The sequence below is a fragment of the Yeosuana sp. genome (assembly GCF_057126245.1).
Genome location: NZ_DBNGMQ010000111.1, coordinates 15,883 through 38,067 on the forward strand (window position 1 = coordinate 15,883; position 22,185 = coordinate 38,067).

At 31.1% G+C, this 22,185-nt stretch carries 21 protein-coding genes; 7 read left to right on the top strand and 14 right to left on the bottom strand.

The genetic code is table 11. The features are described 5' to 3' along the window. Window positions 1-133: 133 nt before the first annotated feature. From AC15TD_RS14820 to AC15TD_RS14835, 4 genes are read right to left on the bottom strand one after another with little or no spacing between them, the layout of a single operon-like run. Window positions 134-853, bottom strand: a complete 720-nt coding sequence (locus tag AC15TD_RS14820; RefSeq protein WP_484452921.1) for a pirin family protein — start codon at window positions 851-853, stop codon at window positions 134-136. 18 nt (window positions 854-871) lie between these two features. After that, window positions 872-1,744, bottom strand: a complete 873-nt coding sequence (locus AC15TD_RS14825; RefSeq protein ID WP_484452922.1) for a pirin family protein — start codon at window positions 1,742-1,744, stop codon at window positions 872-874. A gap of 49 nt (window positions 1,745-1,793) precedes the next feature. After that, window positions 1,794-2,231: a MarR family winged helix-turn-helix transcriptional regulator gene (locus tag AC15TD_RS14830; protein WP_484452923.1), complete on the bottom strand. Its 438-nt coding sequence runs from the start codon at window positions 2,229-2,231 to the stop codon at window positions 1,794-1,796. Between the two features lie 29 nt (window positions 2,232-2,260). Beyond that, window positions 2,261-2,791, bottom strand: a complete 531-nt coding sequence (locus tag AC15TD_RS14835) for an NADPH-dependent FMN reductase (RefSeq protein ID WP_484452924.1) — start codon at window positions 2,789-2,791, stop codon at window positions 2,261-2,263. A gap of 147 nt (window positions 2,792-2,938) precedes the next feature. On the opposite strand from AC15TD_RS14835, the gene AC15TD_RS14840 reads away from it, so the two are divergent. Continuing rightward, window positions 2,939-4,567 (top strand): acyl-CoA carboxylase subunit beta, encoded by a 1,629-nt coding sequence (locus AC15TD_RS14840; protein ID WP_484452925.1) that lies wholly within the window; start codon window positions 2,939-2,941, stop codon window positions 4,565-4,567. Here AC15TD_RS14840 and AC15TD_RS14845 read toward each other — a convergent pair. The 7 genes from AC15TD_RS14845 to AC15TD_RS14875 form a co-directional block, all read right to left on the bottom strand. Continuing rightward, window positions 4,564-5,649, bottom strand: coding sequence for an AMP-binding protein (locus AC15TD_RS14845; protein WP_484452926.1), 1,086 nt, complete (start codon window positions 5,647-5,649; stop codon window positions 4,564-4,566). The two genes, AC15TD_RS14840 and AC15TD_RS14845, sit on opposite strands and share 4 nt — an antisense overlap. A gap of 27 nt (window positions 5,650-5,676) precedes the next feature. Next, the gene (locus AC15TD_RS14850; protein WP_484452927.1) at window positions 5,677-6,618 is read right to left on the bottom strand and encodes a lysostaphin resistance A-like protein; all 942 of its coding nucleotides are present in this window, start codon (window positions 6,616-6,618) and stop codon (window positions 5,677-5,679) included. A 3-nt stretch (window positions 6,619-6,621) separates the two neighbouring features. Beyond that, window positions 6,622-7,659 (bottom strand): o-succinylbenzoate synthase, encoded by a 1,038-nt coding sequence (locus AC15TD_RS14855; protein ID WP_484452928.1) that lies wholly within the window; start codon window positions 7,657-7,659, stop codon window positions 6,622-6,624. A 56-nt stretch (window positions 7,660-7,715) separates the two neighbouring features. Beyond that, window positions 7,716-8,393, bottom strand: a complete 678-nt coding sequence (locus AC15TD_RS14860) for a metal-dependent hydrolase (protein WP_484452929.1) — start codon at window positions 8,391-8,393, stop codon at window positions 7,716-7,718. A gap of 45 nt (window positions 8,394-8,438) precedes the next feature. Next, window positions 8,439-9,341: a 1,4-dihydroxy-2-naphthoate octaprenyltransferase gene (gene menA / locus AC15TD_RS14865; protein ID WP_484452930.1), complete on the bottom strand. Its 903-nt coding sequence runs from the start codon at window positions 9,339-9,341 to the stop codon at window positions 8,439-8,441. Between the two features lies 1 nt (window position 9,342). Continuing rightward, a complete protein-coding gene (locus AC15TD_RS14870; RefSeq protein WP_484452931.1) occupies window positions 9,343-10,182 on the bottom strand; it encodes a 1,4-dihydroxy-2-naphthoyl-CoA synthase in 840 nt (279 codons plus the stop codon). Between the two features lie 565 nt (window positions 10,183-10,747). Next, window positions 10,748-11,413 carry a uracil-DNA glycosylase gene (locus tag AC15TD_RS14875; RefSeq protein ID WP_484452932.1) on the bottom strand — a complete coding sequence of 222 codons (666 nt, stop codon included), beginning with the start codon at window positions 11,411-11,413 and terminating at the stop codon, window positions 10,748-10,750. Window positions 11,414-11,473: 60 nt separating this feature from the next. Between AC15TD_RS14875 and AC15TD_RS14880 the strand changes: the two genes are divergently transcribed. Then, on the top strand, window positions 11,474-12,967 hold the full coding sequence (locus tag AC15TD_RS14880; RefSeq protein WP_484452933.1) for a YfcC family protein: 1,494 nt from the start codon (window positions 11,474-11,476) through the stop codon (window positions 12,965-12,967). Window positions 12,968-12,975: 8 nt separating this feature from the next. On the opposite strand, the gene holA is transcribed toward AC15TD_RS14880, so the two are convergent. Continuing rightward, window positions 12,976-13,980, bottom strand: coding sequence for a DNA polymerase III subunit delta (gene holA / locus AC15TD_RS14885; protein WP_484452934.1), 1,005 nt, complete (start codon window positions 13,978-13,980; stop codon window positions 12,976-12,978). 105 nt (window positions 13,981-14,085) lie between these two features. Here holA and AC15TD_RS14890 point away from each other — a divergent pair, with 105 nt between their 5' ends. The 3 genes from AC15TD_RS14890 (at window position 14,086) to AC15TD_RS14900 (ending at window position 16,455) form a co-directional block, all read left to right on the top strand. Next, entirely contained in the window at window positions 14,086-14,532 is a 447-nt protein-coding gene (locus AC15TD_RS14890) for a type I restriction enzyme HsdR N-terminal domain-containing protein (protein WP_484452961.1), read from the top strand. Next, complete coding sequence (locus AC15TD_RS14895) at window positions 14,529-15,518, top strand: glycosyltransferase (protein WP_484452935.1); 990 nt, start codon at window positions 14,529-14,531, stop codon at window positions 15,516-15,518. Before AC15TD_RS14890 ends, AC15TD_RS14895 begins: the two co-directional genes overlap by 4 nt. Window positions 15,519-15,615: 97 nt before the next feature. Then, window positions 15,616-16,455, top strand: coding sequence for an OmpA/MotB family protein (locus AC15TD_RS14900; protein ID WP_484452936.1), 840 nt, complete (start codon window positions 15,616-15,618; stop codon window positions 16,453-16,455). Between the two features lie 471 nt (window positions 16,456-16,926). On the opposite strand, the gene AC15TD_RS14905 is transcribed toward AC15TD_RS14900, so the two are convergent. Next, window positions 16,927-17,547 carry an L-threonylcarbamoyladenylate synthase gene (locus tag AC15TD_RS14905; RefSeq protein WP_484452937.1) on the bottom strand — a complete coding sequence of 207 codons (621 nt, stop codon included), beginning with the start codon at window positions 17,545-17,547 and terminating at the stop codon, window positions 16,927-16,929. A 115-nt stretch (window positions 17,548-17,662) separates the two neighbouring features. On the opposite strand from AC15TD_RS14905, the gene AC15TD_RS14910 reads away from it, so the two are divergent. Both AC15TD_RS14910 and AC15TD_RS14915 read left to right on the top strand, forming a co-directional pair. Beyond that, the gene (locus AC15TD_RS14910; protein WP_484452938.1) at window positions 17,663-18,628 is read left to right on the top strand and encodes a hypothetical protein; all 966 of its coding nucleotides are present in this window, start codon (window positions 17,663-17,665) and stop codon (window positions 18,626-18,628) included. Continuing rightward, entirely contained in the window at window positions 18,625-19,593 is a 969-nt protein-coding gene (locus tag AC15TD_RS14915) for a hypothetical protein (protein WP_484452939.1), read from the top strand. The genes AC15TD_RS14910 and AC15TD_RS14915 overlap by 4 nt, the downstream gene beginning before the upstream one ends. Before the next feature lie 2 nt (window positions 19,594-19,595). Here AC15TD_RS14915 and AC15TD_RS14920 read toward each other — a convergent pair whose 3' ends face one another. Then, complete coding sequence (locus AC15TD_RS14920) at window positions 19,596-21,929, bottom strand: ATP-dependent helicase (RefSeq protein ID WP_484452940.1); 2,334 nt, start codon at window positions 21,927-21,929, stop codon at window positions 19,596-19,598. Window positions 21,930-22,185 lie beyond the last annotated feature (256 nt).

The following is a 22,185-nucleotide window of genomic DNA, read 5'->3' on the forward strand; positions in this document are numbered from 1 at the left end:
ACACTGTTTAATTCAGCCTAAAAAAGGATATCGCTTCTATCCTTTGCGCAAATTGAAACACAAATATCGTATTTTTAAATAAAAAAGCATCCTTTGATGGATGCTTAATTATATGTTTCGATTAAATTAATATTTAAAACACCATAGGCACTTCAATAATTATTAAACTAGAATTTGATTTTCCCTTAACGCTAACAACATCAGTTTCTGAAATACCTATAGCATCTCTTGAAACCAATTTAGTATCTCCTACTTCAACTTCACCTTCAACAACAAAAATGTAAAAGCCGTTGTTTTGGTTTTTTGGAGTTAATAACACTGTTTTCTCCCTATCTAATTCCGTACGATATATATAAGCTTGTTGACTTATAGGTAATGCATTTTCTACCAGTTTATCTTTTGGAGCAACAACTGTTTGCAGACTATTTTTTTGTAAAGTTGTATCAAATTTACGCTGCTCATAATTTGGAGTAACACCCATTTCTTCTGGAATTATCCAAAGCTGTAAAAAATTAGTTTCATCAGTTTTACTGTCATTAAATTCAGAATGTGTTAATCCTGTTCCAGCACTCATAACTTGAACTTCACCAACCTCTATAGCACGTTTATTCCCCATACTGTCTTTATGAGATAAAGCGCCTTTTAACGGAATTGATATAATTTCCATATTTTGATGCGGGTGTGTCCCAAAACCCATTTTCGGTTGTACAAGATCATCATTAAGTACTCTTAGTGCTCCAAAATTCATGCGCTCTGGGTTTTGATAACCGGCAAAACTAAACGTGTGATATGATTTTAACCAACCATGGTTTGCAAAACCTCTACTCTCTGATTTATCAATTATTATGTTCATTTTATTTTTTTAAAAAATTTAACTAACTGGAAGAAATCCCATTTTCCCAATTTGGTAATCTCTCATAGCTTCCAGAATTTCAGTTTGTGTATTCATAACATAGGGTCCATAACTAGTAACGGGCTCGTTTAAGGGTTCTCCAGACATTAATAACAATTTGCTTTCTTTATCTGCTTTTATTAAAATGCCTTCTCCATCTTGATTAAATTGAACAAATTGATTCTCATCTTGTATTAATTGTTCTGCATTATTAACCATAACACTTCCACTAATTAAATATAAAAAGGCCTGATGATTACTAGGTATTTTTATAGAAGCAATTCCTTCTTCATTAGCATCAATTATCAAAGCATTAACAGACGTTTGTGTTTTAATACGTCCAAAAGCACCTTCAAGTTCTCCTGCTATGACTTTAAGCTTAACTTTTTCATCATCAAAAGAAACCACTTTAAAATCTTTATTTTTTTCATGCTGATAATTGGCTGGTATCATTTTTTTTCCAGCTGGTAAATTCAACCATAATTGAATACCTTCAATGTAACCACTTTTTTTAATAAATTCTTTTGTTGGCGCTTCCGCATGAACAATACCTCTACCAGCAGTTGTCCATTGAACATCTCCTGCCTTTACCACACTTTCATTTCCTAGTGAATCTCTATGTAATTGTTCACCTTGAAATAAGAATGTTATGGGTTCAAAACCGCGATGTGGATGTGGTCCCAAATCAAAAGGGTTATGTTCTTCTGATATATGATAAGGTCCATAATGGTGTAATAATATAAACGGGTCTACCATATCAATTTTTTGATTTGGTAAAGGCTGACGCAATCTTATGGGTCCCATATTCACAAAATCACTACGCCCTATTGTTTTTATTGTATTGATTTTCATTTCTGGTATTTTTCAGTTTCCATGGAAAATATTTATTAAAAAAATACGACTATCGCATTTTATCAAGCAGGTTACTTAGTTGTTCTGCTTCATTTTCATTTAAATTTCTTAATAAATCTTTATTAAAATTGTTTGGTATCGATTCCAGTAATTCCTTTCCTTTTTTCGTTATCGTAATTTTAACTACACGCCTATCTTGTTCAGAGGGTAAACGGTCTATATATTCTTTTACACACAACTTATCCATAAGTCTGGTAGCATTTGGTGACCGCTCTATCATTCTATTCTTTATAACTTGAACATTAAGCGGCTGATTAGCTCCATTCAAGATTCTTAAAATATTATATTGTTGTGGCGATATACCATACGACTTAAAAAATTCATTCTGACAATTTGAAATCCAGCTAGCCGTATAAAGAATATTCAATAAGGCTTTTATTCTGTTGTTAGCAAATGTTGAATTAATATCTTTTGAAAAATCTCCCATATTGATATCATTAGTATTCTATTTGCTTATTAAAGTTCATTAACAAGTTTATTAACTTCATCTTTCAATTGCTCGTCCAAATCTTTTTCAATAATTTGATCGTCTTTAAAATTAGTTTCAAAAAACGGTAATGAAAATACTCCAACAATGTTTGCATCATGAAAAGGAAACCTAGCTTTTGCTATATCTAAAACGGAGGCTCCTCCTCTACCTCCAGGAGATGTTGCCATTAAAAGCATAGGCTTACCTAAAAAAGTTTTACTGTCTATTCTTGACATCCAATCAAAAAGATTTTTAAATGCTGTGGAATAAGCTCCGTTATGTTCTGCTAACGAAAGAATAATGCCATCTGAATTTTTAATGGCATTTAAAAACTTCCGTGCATTATCAGGAATGCCATGTTCTTGCTCATAATCAATTCCGTAAATGGGTAAATCATAATCATTTAAATCTAAAATGGATACGCTAACACCTTCTATAATATTACTTGTATAAGTAACTAATTGCTTATTTATGGAATCTTTACTGTTGGAACCCGCAAAGGCTATTATATGTTTCATAATTATTAAATTTATTAAGTGCAAATGTACCATAAAAATATTTATTTTCCAAGGAAACTATTTCCATGTAATATATTATAATAATTAATTAACATTGTGTAAATCTTTTTTTCAATCTTTTGTACATTAGCAACAAACTAAGTGAACATGGATATCAACTTCAATAAAAACGAAGATCATAATAAACTATTACTTTCTGAACTCACAAAACGGCTTGCCAAAGTAAATCTTGGAGGTGGTAAAACTAGTATTGAAAAACATCACGCAAAAGGTAAAATGACTGCTCATGAGAGGATTGATTATTTGCTAGATTCCAACACTGAATCAATAGAAATTGGGGCTTTTGCTGGAGAGGATATGTATAAAGAACATGGTGGTTGTCCATCAGCTGGTGTTGTAGTTAAAATAGGTTATATAAAAGGAAAACAGTGTATGGTTGTTGCCAATGATGCTACGGTTAAAGCAGGCGCTTGGTTTCCCATAACGGCTAAGAAAAACTTAAGAGCTCAAGAGATTGCTATTGAAAATCGTTTACCTATCATTTATCTTGTAGACAGTGCCGGTGTCTATTTACCATTACAAGATGAAATTTTTCCAGACAAAGAACATTTTGGTCGCATTTTTAGGAATAATGCCATTATGAGTAGTATAGGAATAACCCAAATCTCAGCTGTAATGGGCAGCTGTGTTGCTGGTGGGGCATATTTACCTATAATGAGTGACGAAGCTTTAATTGTCGATAAAACAGGAAGTATCTTTCTGGCTGGAAGTTATTTAGTTAAGGCTGCGATTGGAGAAAGTATAGATAATGAAACACTAGGAGGCGCTTCAACACATTGTGAAATATCAGGAGTTACTGATTATAAAGCCAAAGATGATAAAGATGCTTTAGATACTATCAAGAATATCATAGATAAAATAGGTGATTATGATAAAGCAGGTTTCAATAGAATAGAATCTGTAAAACCTAAAGAAAAACCAGAAGATATTTATGGTATTTTACCAAAATCGAGAGCTGATCAATATGATATGTACGAAATCATAAAACGATTGGTAGATAATTCAGAATTTGATGAATATAAAGCTGGGTATGGCAAAACCATTATTACTTGTTATGCAAGAATTGATGGTTGGGCTGTTGGTATTGTAGCTAATCAACGTAAACTAGTAAAAACAAAACAAGGAGAAATGCAATTTGGAGGTGTTATTTATAATGACAGTGCAGATAAAGCGACGCGTTTTATTGCTAATTGCAACCAAAAGAAAATTCCACTATTATTTTTACAAGATGTTACCGGGTTTATGGTAGGTAGTAAAAGTGAACATGGTGGTATTATAAAAGATGGTGCTAAAATGGTAAACGCTGTAAGTAACTCGGTAGTTCCGAAGTTTACAGTTATTATTGGAAATAGCTATGGTGCTGGTAATTATGCTATGTGCGGTAAAGCCTATGACCCACGTTTGATTGTAGCATGGCCAAGCGCAGAACTGGCTGTTATGAGCGGAAATTCTGCGGCTAAAGTATTATTACAAATTGAAAAAGCCTCTTTAAAAAAGAAAGGAGAAACTATTACAAAAGAAAAAGAAGACGCTCTTTTTAATAAAATAAAAGATAGATATGATTCTCAAGTATCACCTTATTATGCCGCTGCCAGAATATGGACCGATGCCATCATCGACCCCTTAAATACGAGAAAATGGATAAGTATGGGAATTGAAGCAGCTAACCACGCTCCTATTGAAAAGAAATTTAATTTAGGAGTTTTACAAGTTTAACATATTCCTAATTTATTTAAAATCTTTTTTCTTTGAATTTTTTCTTGGCTTAAGTCAAACTTTTTAACAGCATAAACATGCTTAGGCTTTTCATATTTATCTAAAACATCAAAAACAGATGGGTCAATATCGTTGGAACTATTTTCAATAACTAAAATAACTTTTTCTCCTAGTCGTTCATCCTTTTCAGAAGCTATAAAAAACCTGTCTTTAATTTTATCTGTAAGTTTTTCTTCAACATTTTCAGGAAATATTTTTACTCCTCCAGAATTAATAATATTATCTAATCGTCCTAACCATTCAAATTCATCATCAGAATACAATTTTACAAGATCGTTTGTAATTATAGGGTGATTAGCTAAATGTCCAGACTCAATCACTAAGCAACCTCTATCATCTTTAGAAATTGATATATCGGGCAAAGTCTTAAAAATAGACTTCCCTAAAGCTGTTGTTTTTTGCTCAGTTTCAAAATTATTTAAAGGTCTCAAAGCTATGTGCGTAGCGGTTTCTGTCATTCCAAAAGTCTCAAAAACACATGCAGGACTATTTTGTATAGCTTCTATTAATTTGTTTGATACCTTAACACTTCCAACAATAACATTTCTAAAATTATCGATATAATGAAGTGAATTTTCTAATTGCATGGGTAACATTGCTACAAAATCATACTTTTTATTGCTTTTGAATATTGGATAAGATGTAGGTTCGATTAAATCTAATTCAAGACCTAATATCATAGCGCGAACCAACATCATTTTACCAGCAATAAATTTAGCAGGTAAGCAGTGTAATGCCTTATCCCCAGGAGTAAGATCGAAAAAATTTCCAGTAAATATGGAGGAATTAACCATAGTTTGCTTATCAACTTTTATCACTTTTGGCCTACCCGTAGTTCCAGTAGATTTTACTTTAATAAAACTCTTTTTATCTAACCAGTCTAATAAAAAATCTCCGATAGCCTCTTCATAAGGGAACCCTTCTTTAATAAAACTATAAGCTATTTCTCTAATATCATCTTGATTGTAATTAACGCCGTTAAGCTTAAACTTTAAATGTACTTTATTATAACTAGGTATCACGTAATTGTTGGTTTTAGTCTTTTATTTTTAATTTTCTTTTTCTGGTAATGTTACTTTCCCGAATAGCTTATCTTTCCAATTAGTCCATTTGTATTTTTTAGATAAAATTAAGAGAATTATTGGAAATACTACAAATACAGGCATAAATATATCTACAAATGCCGCCGCAGTTGGATCTGACATATCTTTCAAAATAGAATGAGTTTGAAATGCAGTCCAATCTGCTGTAACTAATAAGGAAGCAAATAAATTGTTCGCTGCATGAAACCCTAACGATAACTCCATCCCTTCATCCATCAAGGTTATAATTCCGAGAAACAATCCCGTTCCTATATAATAAACTAATAAAATGTTTCCTAATTTATCAATTTCCGGATTGGCAATATGAAGCATTCCAAATGTGAAAGAGGTAATTAATAAGGGCGCCCATTTATTTTTTAAAATCACTCCTATTCCTTGCATTAAGTAGCCTCGAAATAAATATTCTTCAAAACTTGTTTGTAACGGCACCATAATAATAGCAATAATAGAAAGAATTAAAAATGGTATCACCTTAAAATTAATCACATAATCTTCTGGAGACATCACGTAATCTATTAGAATAAAACTGCTTGAAATAAGTCCCCAAAGACAAAATATAAACCAAAAACGTTTCCAATCTATTTTCTTTCTTGAAGTTGTAAGTTGAATAAATGATTGATTATGTAAATATTTAGTAACCAACAACAACCCAATCAAACCAATGGCAAATGATAATAACATTAAAAAAAGGTTTAAGTTAGGCTCTAAAAGAGACATCATTTTTTTTTCATCTATATTTAAAAGACTATCCCCATTGTAATAAGATTTCAACATAACCGCCACTGTAAAAGGTATTTGTCCGATTATTATAGCTATGACTATTAAAATTAATCCAACTAAATAGCGCCACCATTCGTGAAACACATTAAAAGCTTGAGAGATATACATGTTTTATAAATTAAAATTCCAATTCTTGTTAATATTGTAGTGAAGTGCACCATTTTTAACCTCTAATGGCGATTCAAAATTATTAGTGAATAAACTTCCTGTTCCCAAGCCTTGTGGTAGTGCACTGTTTTTTGTGAACGTATATTGTGCAATCGCATTTAAACCAATATTGCTTTCTAAAGCACTGGTTATCCACCAACCAATTTTATTGTTTTTAGCTATTCTTATCCATTCATTACTGCCGTATAAACCACCAACTAAAGTGGGTTTTAAAATGATGTATTGCGGATTGATGTCTTTAAGTAAATTTTCTTTTTCCTCTTTTGAAAACACACCTATCAATTCTTCATCTAAAGCTATTGGTAATGGTGATTTTTCACAAAGTAGAGCCATTTCTTCTATTTGACCTTGCTTTATAGGTTGCTCAATAGAATGTAACTCTAAGTCTGATAATATTTTTAGTTTTTCTAGTGCTCCTGATGGAGAAAAGGCGCCATTTGCGTCCACTCGTAATTCAATATCGTTTAATGAAAACTGTTTTCTAATAGATTTCAAAATTTCAACTTCTGTATGAAAATTTATCGCACCAATTTTCATTTTAATACATGTAAATCCTGCTTCAATTTTATGTTGTACTTGCTGTCGCATAAAATCTTCTGTACCCATCCAAATAAGTCCATTTATGGAAATTGATTTTTTTCCTTTAGTAAAGTCCGAAGGATATATTTCAAATGGATTATTAGCTTCTAATGAGATAAATGCCATTTCTAAACCAAATTGAATGCTTGGAAATTCCGTTAATAATTGTAATAAAGCTTCTAAACCTAAATGAATATGAGCACAAGTCCATTGTAGTTTTTCTTCAAAATCTGGTCTATCATCTATTGAAAGCCCTTTAAACCTACCGCATTCACCAATCCCTAGTTTTTCATTATCTTTTATAATAATAAACCAAGTATCTTTTGTTTTTAAAAAACCTCTAGAAGTTCCGCTAGGTTGTTTAAAGTTTAAGGTGTATTTTTGGTAGGTTACTGATTTCACACGCCAAAAATACTTAATAATTTTTCATTTCTTAAGAAGAAATATATCTAAAAAAATTATAGTTCAATACTCTCTCCAATTTCTAAAAGCATCAAGTCTTTATTTTTATCAAAAAATTTACGCTTAGCTTCTTCGTGATTGATTTCTATATAGCCAAATGTGTCATAATGATAGCCTAATATTTTATCACAGTTAATAAAATCACTGGCAATAATAGCATCATCAATTCCCATTGTAAAATTATCTCCTATTGGTAAAATTGCTAAATCTAAATTAATAAACATAGGAATGAGCTGCATATCCATTGTTAAAGCCGTGTCACCTGCTATATAAATGTTTTTATGTTCGCCTTCAATAACAAACCCACCTGGTTGCCCACCATAACTTCCATCAGGAAACGATGAAGTATGAATGGCATTAACGTACTTCACATTTCCAAAATCAAAATCCCATTGACCACCATGATTCATAGGATGTCCATCAATTCCTAACTTTTCAAAATAGGATACAATCTCAAAATTTGAAACGACAATAGCGTTCGTTCTTTTAGCAATTGCTTCAACATCTAAAATATGGTCTTGATGTGCATGAGTTAATAAGATATAATCTGCTTTTAATTCTTCAATATTAATATGTGAAGCCTTTGGATTAGCAGATATATAAGGATCTACTAGAATATTAATATCTCCAACTTGTATTCCTAAAGATGCATGTCCCAAAAATGTGATTTTCATAAGTCTAAATAGTATTATTTTTTAAATAAGAAAAATACAAAAAATCTATAACAAATACCCTATTCCCATAAGGGTTGCTAAAAGAAATGTAGAAATAGCCACCTTTTTTAATTCTGGATCTAGCAATTTTAAATCTTGATTATTTTTTACTTTAATTACATGTAATAATAAAGGAATATACATAATCATAAACATGAGATTATATATAGATGTAAAATATAAAACTCCAAATAGGGCTGATAATAAAATAGCTAATAACACTAAAATATAGTGATATTTTTTCATATTCTTTTCACCTAGAATAATAGCTAATGTTAACTTTTTAGATTTTTTGTCTGATTCAATATCTCGCATATTATTGAGGTTGAGAACCGCTGTGCTCAATAAGCCAATTATTATGGCGGGTAAAATAGTTATATGATCGATGCGCTTTGCAAATAAGACGTAACAGCCAATAACACTTACCAAACCAAAAAATATAAACACAAAAATATCCCCTAAACCTCTATAGCCATAGGCTTTTTTTCCAATGGTATATTTCATAGCAGCTATAATGCTAGCTGTTCCTAAAATAAAAAAGGTCAATGCTAGAAAAAAATGTCGCGCTCTAAAAGATGTAAAAATTAATAACGTTGAAAGAATAATAGATATTAAAACTGATATTTTAATACCGTTAAACATTTTTTCCGGTGATATTTTACCACTTTGAATCGCTCTTTCTGGACCAATTCTATTATTGCTATCTGTTCCTTTAATACCATCTCCATAATCATTTGCTAGGTTTGATAAAATTTGAAAACTCAAAGTCGCTAAGATAGCTAGAGTACAGGTTTTCCAATTAAATACGCCATTGTATTCTGCTAAACAAGATGCTAAAATAATACCCGAAATTGACAAGGGAAGTGTTCTCAATCTCATTGCGGAAACCCATAGTGAAATATTTTTCATATTAAGGAATCCATTTTTTTTCAAAATTAGGTTTCCGTTTCTCAAGAAAGGCATTTCTACCTTCTTTTGCTTCATCTGTCATATAGGCTAATCGGGTAGCTTCACCGGCAAAAACTTGTTGTCCAACCATACCATCATCAGTTAAATTCATGGCAAATTTTAACATTTTAATTGAAGTTGGTGATTTAGCTAAAATTTCTTGAGCCCATTGATATGCTGTAGCCTCTAATTCGTCATGAGGAACAACAGCATTAACCATTCCCATATCAAAAGCTTCCTGTGCGGAATAATTTCTGCCTAAGAAAAAGATTTCTCTAGCTCTTTTTTGACCAACCATTTTTGCAAGATACGCTGATCCATAGCCACCATCAAAACTAGTAACATCTGCATCCGTTTGTTTAAAAATAGCATGCTCTTTACTCGCTAAAGTAAGATCACATACAACATGTAAACTATGGCCACCGCCAACAGCCCAACCTGGAACTACAGCAATAACGGCTTTTGGCATAAACCTAATCAATCTTTGTACTTCAAGAATATTTAATCGATGGTAACCATCATCTCCAACATATCCTTGATGGCCTCTGGCTTTTTGGTCGCCTCCACTACAAAAGGAGTAGACACCATCTTTTGTTGAAGGCCCTTCTGCAGATAGTAACACAACACCTATATTAACATCTTCTGTAGCATCATAAAAAGCATCAAATAACTCACTTGTTGTTTTTGGTCTAAACGCGTTTCTAACGTTGGGTCTGTTAAAGGCTATACGAGCAACCCCATTGCACTTTTTATAAGTAATATCTTCATATTCTTGAACGGTTACCCAATTTACATCTTCCATTTTCTATAATTTATTCAAAAATAAATTTTATTTTATTAATAGCTATGTATTAATTTAAAATTAAGCATTAAGTCCTATTCTTTTTAGGTATTTCAGGATTGAAAAATAAAAAGAAAATAACTTTGGTGGGCTCGGTCTTCGAGGAGTCCTTAACTTAATTTTTATATTTATATAAATATTTTAAAAACTAACGACTCAAATATTACATAATATGAATCAATAATTTTATTTTGTTGAATTTTCAATATAAAACGTACGCATAACTACGTATTTTTTAATAATTATTTAAGCATTAAGTTTGTAATATTGTAATTTTAATGTGTTAATTTTTAATATTTTGTAAAATTCACATACAATTAAAGCTTTGTTAACGATTAAAAACGTGTTTTGTCGATTTATTTTTTATATTTATTTTCAAGAAAAATCCCCTTTTCCATGATTTTAACAATTACCCTTTTAGGATCGTTTTTAGTAATGGTAAATTTCCTTCTATTGAAATTTAGTTGTAATAAAACTACTTCTTCAAAAGAAATAAACAAGAAACCTATCGTACCTAATACTAAGGCTACCAGTGAACTGGCTGATCAAGAGCTTGTGCCAACAGGTAGTTAGTTTTACTAAAATGTTTGTTACCAAACCAGAACCCTCTATTCGCGCTCAACGGAGATGGGTGACCACTTTCTAATATATGATGCTTATTAGTGTCAATCAATTTAACTTTCTTTTTAGCATAACCGCCCCAAAGTAGAAAAATTATGTTTTCTTTTTTATCGCTTATCGTTTTAATAATAGCATCTGTAAAAACTTCCCAACCCTTACCTTGATGACTACCTGCAGCGTGCGCTCTTACAGTTAACGTAGCATTTAGTAATAAAACACCTTGATCTGCCCATCTTGAAAGATTACCGCTATTTGGGTACTTAACTGCTAAATCGTTTTCCACTTCTTTAAAAATATTTTTTAATGATGGTGGATGCTTAATACCGTCATGAACAGAAAAACATAATCCATTGGCTTGACCAACATCATGATAAGGGTCTTGACCAATAATAACCACTTTAACGTCATCAAAATGGCAATGTTCAAAGGCGTTAAAAATTTGATTACATGGAGGAAAACATTGGTGCTTCGCATATTCTTCCTTTACAAAACCTGCTAAATCTTTAAAATATGGTTTCGAAAATTCGGATTCTAAATGATTCTTCCAACTATGGTGAATATTAACATTCATATGTATCAATAAAATTTATTCTAAATTAGCATTATCTTTATTTAAACAAAACTATATTCTTTGAAAAAACTTCAATTTCCAACCGCCCAAACTATTTTGCTTATCATAGCAGCTTTAGTTGCATTACTTACATGGATTGTTCCTGCAGGAAAGTACGATACATTAGTATATAATGCCTCAGACAATATGTTTATTTTAAACAGTCTCGAGAAACAAACATCAAAAGAAGCAACTCAGGAAACCTTAACGAATTTAAATATTAAAATTCCTATTGAAAAATTTACAGATGGTGATATTTGGAAACCTATAAATATACCAAACACATATAAAGAATTAGAAGCCAAACCGCAAGGAGTATTAGAATTTATCACCTCTCCTATTAAAGGTATTATTGAGGCTGCAGATATTATTTTTCTTGTTTTAATTATTGGTGGATTAATAGGAATCATGAACTTAACTGGTGCGTTTGATGCAGGGATAGCCTTTATGGCAAAAGCATTAGAAGGTCGAGAGTTTATTCTTATTATTTTAGTTACTTTTTTAATTTCTATAGGAGGTACAACCTTCGGATTGGCAGAAGAGACTATTGCGTTTTACCCTATTTTAATCCCTGTGTTTCTTGCTGCTAAATATGATGCTATGGTTGGTTTAGCTTCGATATATGTAGGTTCTTCCATTGGAAGTATGTGCTCTACCGTTAATCCCTTTAGCGTGATTATTGCATCAGATGCCGCTGGTATTAATTGGACATCTGGAATGACATTTAGAATTATCATGTATTCGTTGGGTACCCTTATTTGTGTTTTATACATTTTAAGGTATGCTAAACGTGTTAAAAATGATGCCTCAAAATCTATAATTTATGATCAAAAATTAGAAATAGAAGCGCTTTTTGGAAATATAACTCTAACTAATATAAATTTAACATGGAGGTTACGTCTTATTATATTTGTGTTTTCTATGAGCTTTATAGTGATGGTATATGGCGTGTCAATATTAGGATGGTGGTTTGCTGAAATGACAACTGTTTTTCTTGTTGGTGCCATTCTAATAGGTTTTATTGGTCGTATAAAAGAATCTGTTTTTATAGAAACGTTTGTTAAAGGTGCAGGCGATTTGCTTGGTGTTGCTTTAATTGTTGGGATAGCGAGAGGAATTACGGTTTTAATGAATGATGGTTTAATAAGCGATACCATGCTTTATTATGCTAGTAACATGACCAATGGAATGAATAAAGGCATATTTATTAATGCCATGTTATACATTTATGGTTGTTTATCATTTTTTATTCCTTCATCGTCTGGTATGGCGGTTTTAACGATGCCCATTATGGCGCCATTAGCAGATGGTGTTGGTATTGGAAGAGAAATGATTGTTAATGCCTACCAATTTGGAATGGGGTTATTTGCATTTGTAAATCCTACTGGTTTAATTTTAGCATCTTTAGCCATTGTAAAAGTGGGCTATGATAAGTGGATAAAATTCGTTTGGCCATTGGTGTTGATTTTGTTAGTTTTTACCATGATTATGTTAACGATTGCTACCATTTTTTAAAAACTATCTTAATTAAAAACTCTAACCATCATTTCTTTTAGTAAATCTCCTTGAGGAACCGCATTAGATTCAACACCTTTACTTTTAACATCAAATTCACGTAATGACGATATGATGGCACTAACTTTTTTCATAGGAAAATTATGTGCAGCTAATACATATTCATTCACAAAATAAGGGTTTATTTTTAATTTTGAGGCTACATTTCTGGGAGACTTATCAGCTAACCCATGAAATTGAAGTATTTGTGTAAAGAAGCTAAACAATAAAGAAACGGTTACCACCATTGGATTGTCCTTCGGATTAGCCGCAAAATAATTAATAATTTGATAGGATTTTACAACATTGCGTTCTCCGATAGCTTTGCGTAACTCAAAATTATTAAAATCTTTACTAATCCCAATATTCTCTTCAATAACTTCTGGAGTTATTTGACTCTCTTTTGGTAATATAATTTGAAGCTTTTCTAATTCATTATTAATTTTATTCAAATCTGTTCCTAAAAACTCTACCAACATTTGAGCTGCTTTTGGAGATATCGTATATTTTTTAGACACCAAAACTCTTCTTATCCAATCTGCAACTTGGTTTTCATAAAGCTTTTTACTCTCAAAGACAATCCCATTTTTACTGATTGTTTTATAAAGGGCCTTACGCTTATCAATTTTTTTGTATTTGTAATTAATGACTAAAATCGTTGATAATTGAGGGTTTTCGGCATAAGACACCAGTTTTTCAATCGATCGAGATAAATCCTGAGCTTCTTTTACAATAACGACTTGCCGTTCAGACATCATAGGGTACCGTTTTGCGTTTTCCACAATATCTTCAATAGTAATATCTCTACCGTATAAAACTACTTGATTAAACCCCTTTTCTTCCTCAGAAAGGACATTCTTTTCAATAAAATCAGAAATTTTATCAATGTAATAAGGCTCTTCTCCCATTAAAAAATAAATGGGTTTAATAAGTCCGTTTTTAATATCTGTAACTAATTGTTTGACGTCGTCCAAAATGCAAATATTTCAAATTAAAACATCCAAATTTCAAAAAAGCATATAGTTATTTGTTATTTGAATATTGTCGTTTAACTTTGATTATTCAAAAGTTAAAACGTGTTGCAAAAACTAAACTTTCCTAAGTTTTCGTTTCGATTCAAAAATAGCGAAAATAAAATTTCTATTTTCGATGTGATACGTAAAAGATTTGTTATTCTGCAGCCAGAAGAATGGGTTAGACAACATTGCATACATTATTTAATTGAAAACAAAGGCTATCCAAAATCTTTAATAAATGTAGAAAAGGAATTGAAAGTTAATAAGTTACGAAAGCGTTATGATATTGTTATTTTTAAACCTGATGGCACCATTTATTTAATTGTTGAATGTAAATCACCAACAATTGAAATTAATCAAAACACATTTGATCAAATTGCTCAATATAATTTAAATTTAAATGCCAATTATTTAATGGTTACTAATGGATTAAATCATTATTATTGTCAGATGGACTTTAAAGAAGAAAAATATCAATTTTTAAAGGATATTCCAGATTACCGAAAATGAAGATAGCTATTGTTATATTGAATTGGAACGGAAAAAAACTTTTAGAGCAGTTTTTACCTTCAGTTATAGAGCATTCAAAAGAAGCGACCATATATGTCGCTGATAATGGGTCTACAGATAATTCGATAGATTTTATGAAAGAGACATATCCGACTGTAAAGTTAGTAAATAATAATGAAAATAGCGGATATGCTAAAGGCTATAATGAGGCGCTAAAAAATGTGAATGAAGATATTTTGTGCCTACTTAATAATGATGTTGAAGTTACGAAAGATTGGTTAAAACCAATTATTGAAATATTTAGTGAGGAATTGAATACAGCCATCATACAACCCAAATTATTAGATTATAAGCACAGAGATACTTTTGAATATGCAGGAGCTGCTGGTGGTTTTATTGATAAATTTGGTTATCCCTATTGTAGAGGACGTATTTTTAATACAATTGAAAAAGATAACGGACAATACAATGATGTTGCTGATATTTTTTGGGCTTCAGGCGCTTGTTTTTTTATAAGAAACAATGTTTTTAAACACTTAAATGGGTTTGACGAAAACTTCTTTGCTCATATGGAAGAAATTGATTTGTGCTGGCGTACAAAAAATTTGGGTTTTGATGTGAAATACGTCGGAAAATCTGAAGTTTATCATGTAGGTGGAGCGACACTTAGCGTCATAAATCCAAAGAAAACCTATCTTAATTTTAGAAATAGTTTATTTACCTTAACTAAAAATGCTAAAGGAAATTTATTTTTTTTAATCTTAACACGATTAATTTTAGATGGGCTAGCTGGACTCAAATATTTGTTTGAATTTAAGTTTAATCATTTTTTAGCCATTATTCATGCTCATTTTAGTTTTTACGTTCAATTAAAGACCTTATTAATTCAAAGAAGCTCTTTTACAAAAAAAACAAAATATTACAAAAAAACATCTATTGTTTTAAGCTATTACGTATATAATAATAGACTTTACAAAAGTTTGTAAATAGTTAGTAAAAGTTTTGTTAAAATGCTAAAAACGACTGATTTTTATATACTTTTGTAATAATAACCCAATAAAAAAATTAATCCACTAAATAATTATGAAAAAACTTTTAGTTCTCAGCTTTTCAATTTTAATGCTTCTAAGTTCATGTGTTTCAAAGAAAGAATATACATCGTTAGAAGCTAAACAAAAAGAAACTCAAGATTTATTAAACACAGCTACAGTAAAATTAAACAGTTGTTTAGCAGACAAAGCTGCTTCAACTGCCAGAGCAACTGCACTTGAAGAACAAATTGCTGATTTAAGAAAAAGTAATGACAATTTACAGGTCTTATCATCAAAAGGTGCATCTAATGTTGAAAAAACGTTAGAAAGTATTAAAGAAAAAGAACTTAAAATTACACGCTTACAAGATGCGTTAACTAAGAAAGATAGTATCACTCTAGCTATTGTCACCAGTTTTAAACGTGAAGTTGGAATAAATGATCCAGATATTGAAATTAACGTTGAAAAAGGTGTTGTATTTATTTCAATTGCAGACAAGTTATTATTTCAAAGTGGAAGCTACAACGTAACTACCAGAGCAAAGGAAGTTTTAGCTAAAGTAGCTAAAGTTGTTAACAGTAAACCAGATTTTGAATGTATGGTTGAAGGACATACGGATAATGTACCTTACAGAAAAGAACCATTATTAGATAACTGGGACTTAAGTGTTAAACGATCTACATCTATTATAAGAGTATTACAGGAGTTAGGCGTTAATCCGAAACAATTAATTGCTGCTGGTCGTGCAGAATATGTGCCATTAGTATCAAATGATACAGCTGAAAACAGAGCTACCAACAGACGTACTAGAATTGTAGTATTACCAAAAATTGATCAATTCTATGATATGATAGAAAAAGAAATGAAAAATCTTTCTGCAGGAGATAAATAAAATCCTGATAAAAATAATTTTAAAGAGCTCAATCATCAGATTGGGCTCTTTTTTTGTCTTTGCCAAAGGAGGTCGCACAATATGTTACAAATCCTCGCTCTTGCCTCGCTGAGGGCTTTTCACTACTATCCCTATCGCGAAATACAACACATAACGAACTGATTAAATCCTTTAATGTATTACAAAATAACTTCAATTCTCCATTGCAAGGAAGGAACAACCAAAGTCATTTCATCAATTGAACCGTTATTACGGCACAGAGCCTAAATAAAATGTATAGTATGCTTTTTTAGCGAATGCGCCTTCTTGGGCATAGAGAAAATGACGAAATAATCTTATAAATGGAACTAAAACCAACAAGATTGCTTCCTTTCTTTCTCAATGACGCACACGACTTATAGATTACTTCACTTTAGTCTGGCTTGAGCGACAGTTGAAAGATTTGCGCTGACGAAAATGGCATACAGCTCATTAAAAAATCTCCAAACTCCCCTTGCCCTCTCTAACAATAATAGGCTCCTCTTCTGATAAATCGATAACCGTTGATGGTTCATTATCGCCATATCCGCCATCAATAACCAAATCAACTAAATGATCCCATTTTTCTAATATTAACTCAGGATCCGTAGTATACTCCAAAATTTCATCTTCATCTCTTATCGAGGTTGATATAATAGGATTACCCAATTGTTTTACAATCTCTAACGCAATATTATTGTTAGGTACACGAATACCAACTGTTTTTTTTTGTTTAAATGGATTTGGTAATGATTTAGCACCCGGAAGTATAAACGTATAAGGCCCTGGAAGAGCTCTTTTTAATATCTTAAACGTTGAAGTATTAATTTGCTTCACATAATCACTCAAATTGCTTAAATCATGGCAGATAAACGAGAAATTAGATTTTTCAAGTTTTACTTGTTTAATTCTGGCTACGCGCTCTAATGCTTTTAAGTTGGTTATATCACATCCCAAACCATAAACAGTGTCCGTAGGATAAATAATTAACCCCCCATTTTTTAGAATCTTAATGACCTTGTCAATTTCTTTTGGATTAGGGTTTTCTTCATATATTCTTAAAAATTCAGCCATAGAATTCCTTATTAATTAATTATATACAAATTAAGCACATTTTTAAATACTATTAAGTTTTGTTATTAAACTATTTAATTATGTAACAATTTGATGAAAAAATAGTCTTTTTAGTATGACGAAATTATTTTCATACTTTCTAATTTTCTTCTTTAGTATGCCTTCTTTATTTGCTTTGGATGGCACATTAAATACGATTACATTTCCCAAATCTGAAATATTAAATAGTAATACAACACGAATCCCTTTTAAGCTAATTGATCATCTAATAGTTGTAGAAGCCGAAATCTTAAATAAAACAGGCAACTTTATAATAGATACGGGGTCTGAAACACTTATTCTTAATAAGGTACATTTTCCTATGGTATATAAATATGATGAAAAAAGCAATCAAACGTCTGGCATTTTATCTGAAATTGACATAATCCATAAAAAAAGAGTTAAAGAATTTAGATTACAAAATTTTAAACTATTTGGTACAAATTCTGATATTATAAATTTATCGCACATAGAAAAAAGTAAGAATATCAGTATTTTAGGTGTTATTGGTTTCAGTATTTTAAAAGATTACGAAGTTTTTATCGATTTGTACTTAAATCAAATTACACTGAGTAAAATTGATCAATTTGGTAATAAACTCAACGAAAAAGTATATTTAGAAAAAATTGTTGATAGCATAAATTTTAAATTAAAAAATCATACCATCATATTAAATACTACGATTAATAAACAAAATCTTAAATTTGGATTAGATAGTGGTGCAGAATTCAATCAAATAAATAAAAGTATAAATAAAAAAGTATTAAAATATTTTGTTCCAAAAAAGAGATTGTTGCTATCTGGTGCCGCAAATAATCAAATAGAGGTTTTATTAGGAAAATTGTATCGTGTAAAGGTAAGTAAAACTGTTTATTTTGGTCCAATGTACACCATTCTAACAAACCTTAGTAATATGAATAAAGCGTTTGGAACTTATTTAGATGGTATTTTAGGTTATGAATTTTTTAAGCAAAAAAGAACGATCATTAATTATAAAAAAGAAAAATTATATTTTATTGATTACCCAAAAACAGCACATTGAAAAAACTGATTTTACATATTGTTTTTATTGTTGTCGCTTTAACAAGTTTCACATCAATTGCTCAAGATTATCCATATAAAGGGTATAGAATTGAGGGTGATGATGTTGTGTTCTCTTTTCATAAAAATGATTATAAAAAAGCATCAGCAGATAACATTAATTTTAAACGTGATTTTGATGATATTGATATTGAAAGTGTTGTGGTATCTGGTCAATTTAATGATTGGTCTAAAGATAAATGGCAGATGGATAAAATCAATGATTCTATCTATGAGCTTCGAAAAAAATTAATAGATTTTACGGATGAATTTTCTTGGGAGTTCAAATTCGTGATAAACAACACCTATTGGGCAGAACCTTCAAAGAACGATATAAACATATCACCGGCTCAATCGAAATATGGCTTTAATTTTCATACCTATAATTTAAAGCTATTTACGGCTTACCCCGATAAAAACGGAAATGTACAATTTAATTTGAAAGGGTATGAAAATGCAAGAAAAGTTATTTTATCTGGAAGTTTCAACAGATGGAGTGAAGATCTTTTTATAATGAATAAAACAGATGAAGGTTGGCATCTTACATTGCAATTAAAACCAGGTGAATATCAATATAGGTTTATTGTGGATGGGAAGTGGATGGAAGACCCAGATAATATTGATAAAGTTGTCAATGAGTTTGGTGAAAACAACTCTCATATAAATATAAAAGAATATACTGCATTTAAACTTAGTGGTTATACTGATGCTCGTGAGGTTATTTTAACAGGAAGCTTTAATAATTGGGACGAACATGAAATTAAAATGCTTAAAATGGATGATGGTTGGAAGTATGTAATTCCCTTATCCGGAGGTAAACATCATTACAAATTTATTGTTGATGGTGAATGGATTGTTGATCCTAACAACTCTGTTATGGAATATGATGATAACGGACACATCAATTCTGTGTGCATGATTAAATAAGGCTAACCTATCACTTCTAATTTTGCAAAACGCAACAACAATTTTTTAACACCCCCATTTTCAAAATTAATTTCAGCTTTTATATCAGCGCCTACACCTTCAATTTTAATAACCTTACCATTTCCAAAACGAATATGTTTAACCAAATTACCAACCACTAAATTACTATCGAACAAGTTCGTGTTTCCGGTGGTTTTTGTGACGGGTTTTAGATTCTTAGGTGTAGTTACCTGAAACTTTTCAGCATCAGCATTTGAAGCACTTCTCTTTTGTAAAACAGCCTTTTTTGCCGGCTTAAACCTAATTTTATTAGGTTCAACATCTCCAAAAATGTTCGCATCTAGCATGGGATTAAAACGTCTTTCTTCTATGGGCGTTGTGTTTTCTATATATTGCTCGTCAATTTCTTCTATAAAACGGCTAGGTTCAGAATCTATCAATTTTCCCCAACGGTATCTTGACAACGCATAGGTTAAATACGCTTGTTTTTCGGCACGTGTGACAGCTACATAAAACAATCTACGTTCCTCCTCCAGTTCACTTCTTGTATTCATACTCATAGCACTTGGAAATAAATCTTCTTCCAGTCCAACAATATAAACATAAGGAAACTCTAAACCTTTTGCCAAGTGAATGGTCATCAAGGCCACATGATCAGAATCCCCTTTATCAGCATCTAAATCGGTTGCAAGAGCAACATCTTCAAGAAACTCAGCTAATGATCCTGTTGTATCAGCCAATTCTTTTTGACCTTCAACAAAATCTTTCATACCATTTAAGAGTTCTTCAATATTTTCCATTCTTGTTACACCTTCTGGTGTTCCATCTTTATTGAATTCTCTAATTAAACCACTGGCACGGGTAACATGCTCTGCTAACTCAAAAACATCGGCTGTTTTATTGAGTACCTGAAAACTTTCAATAAGGGTTACAAAATTCTGAAGTTTTGTCTTGGTACCTGAATTCACATTGACTTCGGTTTTATCAATATGTTTGATGACTTCAAAAATGGTCTTTTTATAACCATTTGCCGCAACAATTAATTTATCAACTGTTGTTTGTCCAATTCCTCTTGGGGGAAAGTTAATAATACGCTTTAAAGCCTCCTCGTCGGCGGGATTAACAATCAGCCTTAGATAAGACAAGACATCTTTAATTTCCTTGCGCTGATAAAAGGATAATCCCCCGTAAATCCTGTAAGGAATATCACGCTTTCGCAAAGCATCTTCAATAGCACGAGATTGCGCATTGGTTCTATATAACACTGCAAAATCACTGTTTTTCAATTGATGTTGCATCTTATTATCCCATATAGTACTCGCCACAAAACGTCCTTCATCACCATCTGTTAAGGATCTATTGACTATAATTTTATTGCCCTCGTCATTAGCTGTCCAAACTACTTTATCAAGTTTAGTTTCATTTTTATCAATAATAGAATTAGCTGCATTAACTATGTTTTTTGTAGAACGATAATTTTGCTCCAAACGAAAAACCTTCACATCATCATAATCTTTTTGAAAGTTTAAAATATTATTGATATTCGCACCACGAAAGGCATAAATACTTTGTGCATCATCACCAACCACACAAATATTCTGAAATCTATCAGACAACGCTCTAACAATTAAATACTGCGAATGATTGGTATCTTGATACTCATCAACCAAAATGTATTTAAATCTGTTTTGGTATTTCATCAACACCTCTGGAAATCGCGTGAGTAACTCATTTGTTTTCAATAACAAATCATCAAAATCCATAGCACCAGCTTTAAAACACCTGTCTACATATTCTTTATAAATATCACCTAATTTTGGGCGTCTTGCCATGGTGTCCGCTTCAACCAATTCTGGATTTTGAAAATAGGCTCTAACTGTGATTAAACTATTTTTGTATGATGAAATTCTAGAACGCACTTGCTTATACTTATAGATATCCTTATCAAGACTCATTTCCTTAATAATGGATGCAATCAACCTATCAGAATCTTGAGTATCATAAATGGTAAAATTACTTGGATATCCGAGTTTATCGGCTTCACTTCTCAAAATTCTTGCAAATACGGAGTGAAACGTACCCATCCATAAATTTTTTGCTTCGCTATTACCAACTATATTAGCGATACGCTCTTTCATTTCACGAGCCGCTTTATTGGTAAAAGTGAGTGCTAAAATATTAAAGGCATCGACACCTTGATTCATTAAATAAGCAATACGAAACGTTAATACACGTGTTTTTCCAGAACCCGCACCTGCAATAATTATCATAGGGCCATCTTTTTGTAAAGTTGGCTCTAATTGTGCTTCATTTAACTGACTTAAATACTTCTCCAAAGGTTATATAATTTTACGATGTGAAAATAACTATAGTTATGCTTTTAATCGAGTAGATTTATCAATAATTATAAACAATTCTAATTCTTACAGGATTCCTTTATTTTATATATTTTTATAAATCAATTATCTTTTTTTGGTTTCTAAATTTATTTTTTATATCTATTTCTTAATGGTAATGGCCTTTAATTGTTTTATATATTATAGCTTTTCGAGATATCTTTTTTTTAAAGACATATCGGTATGCTAACCCAAA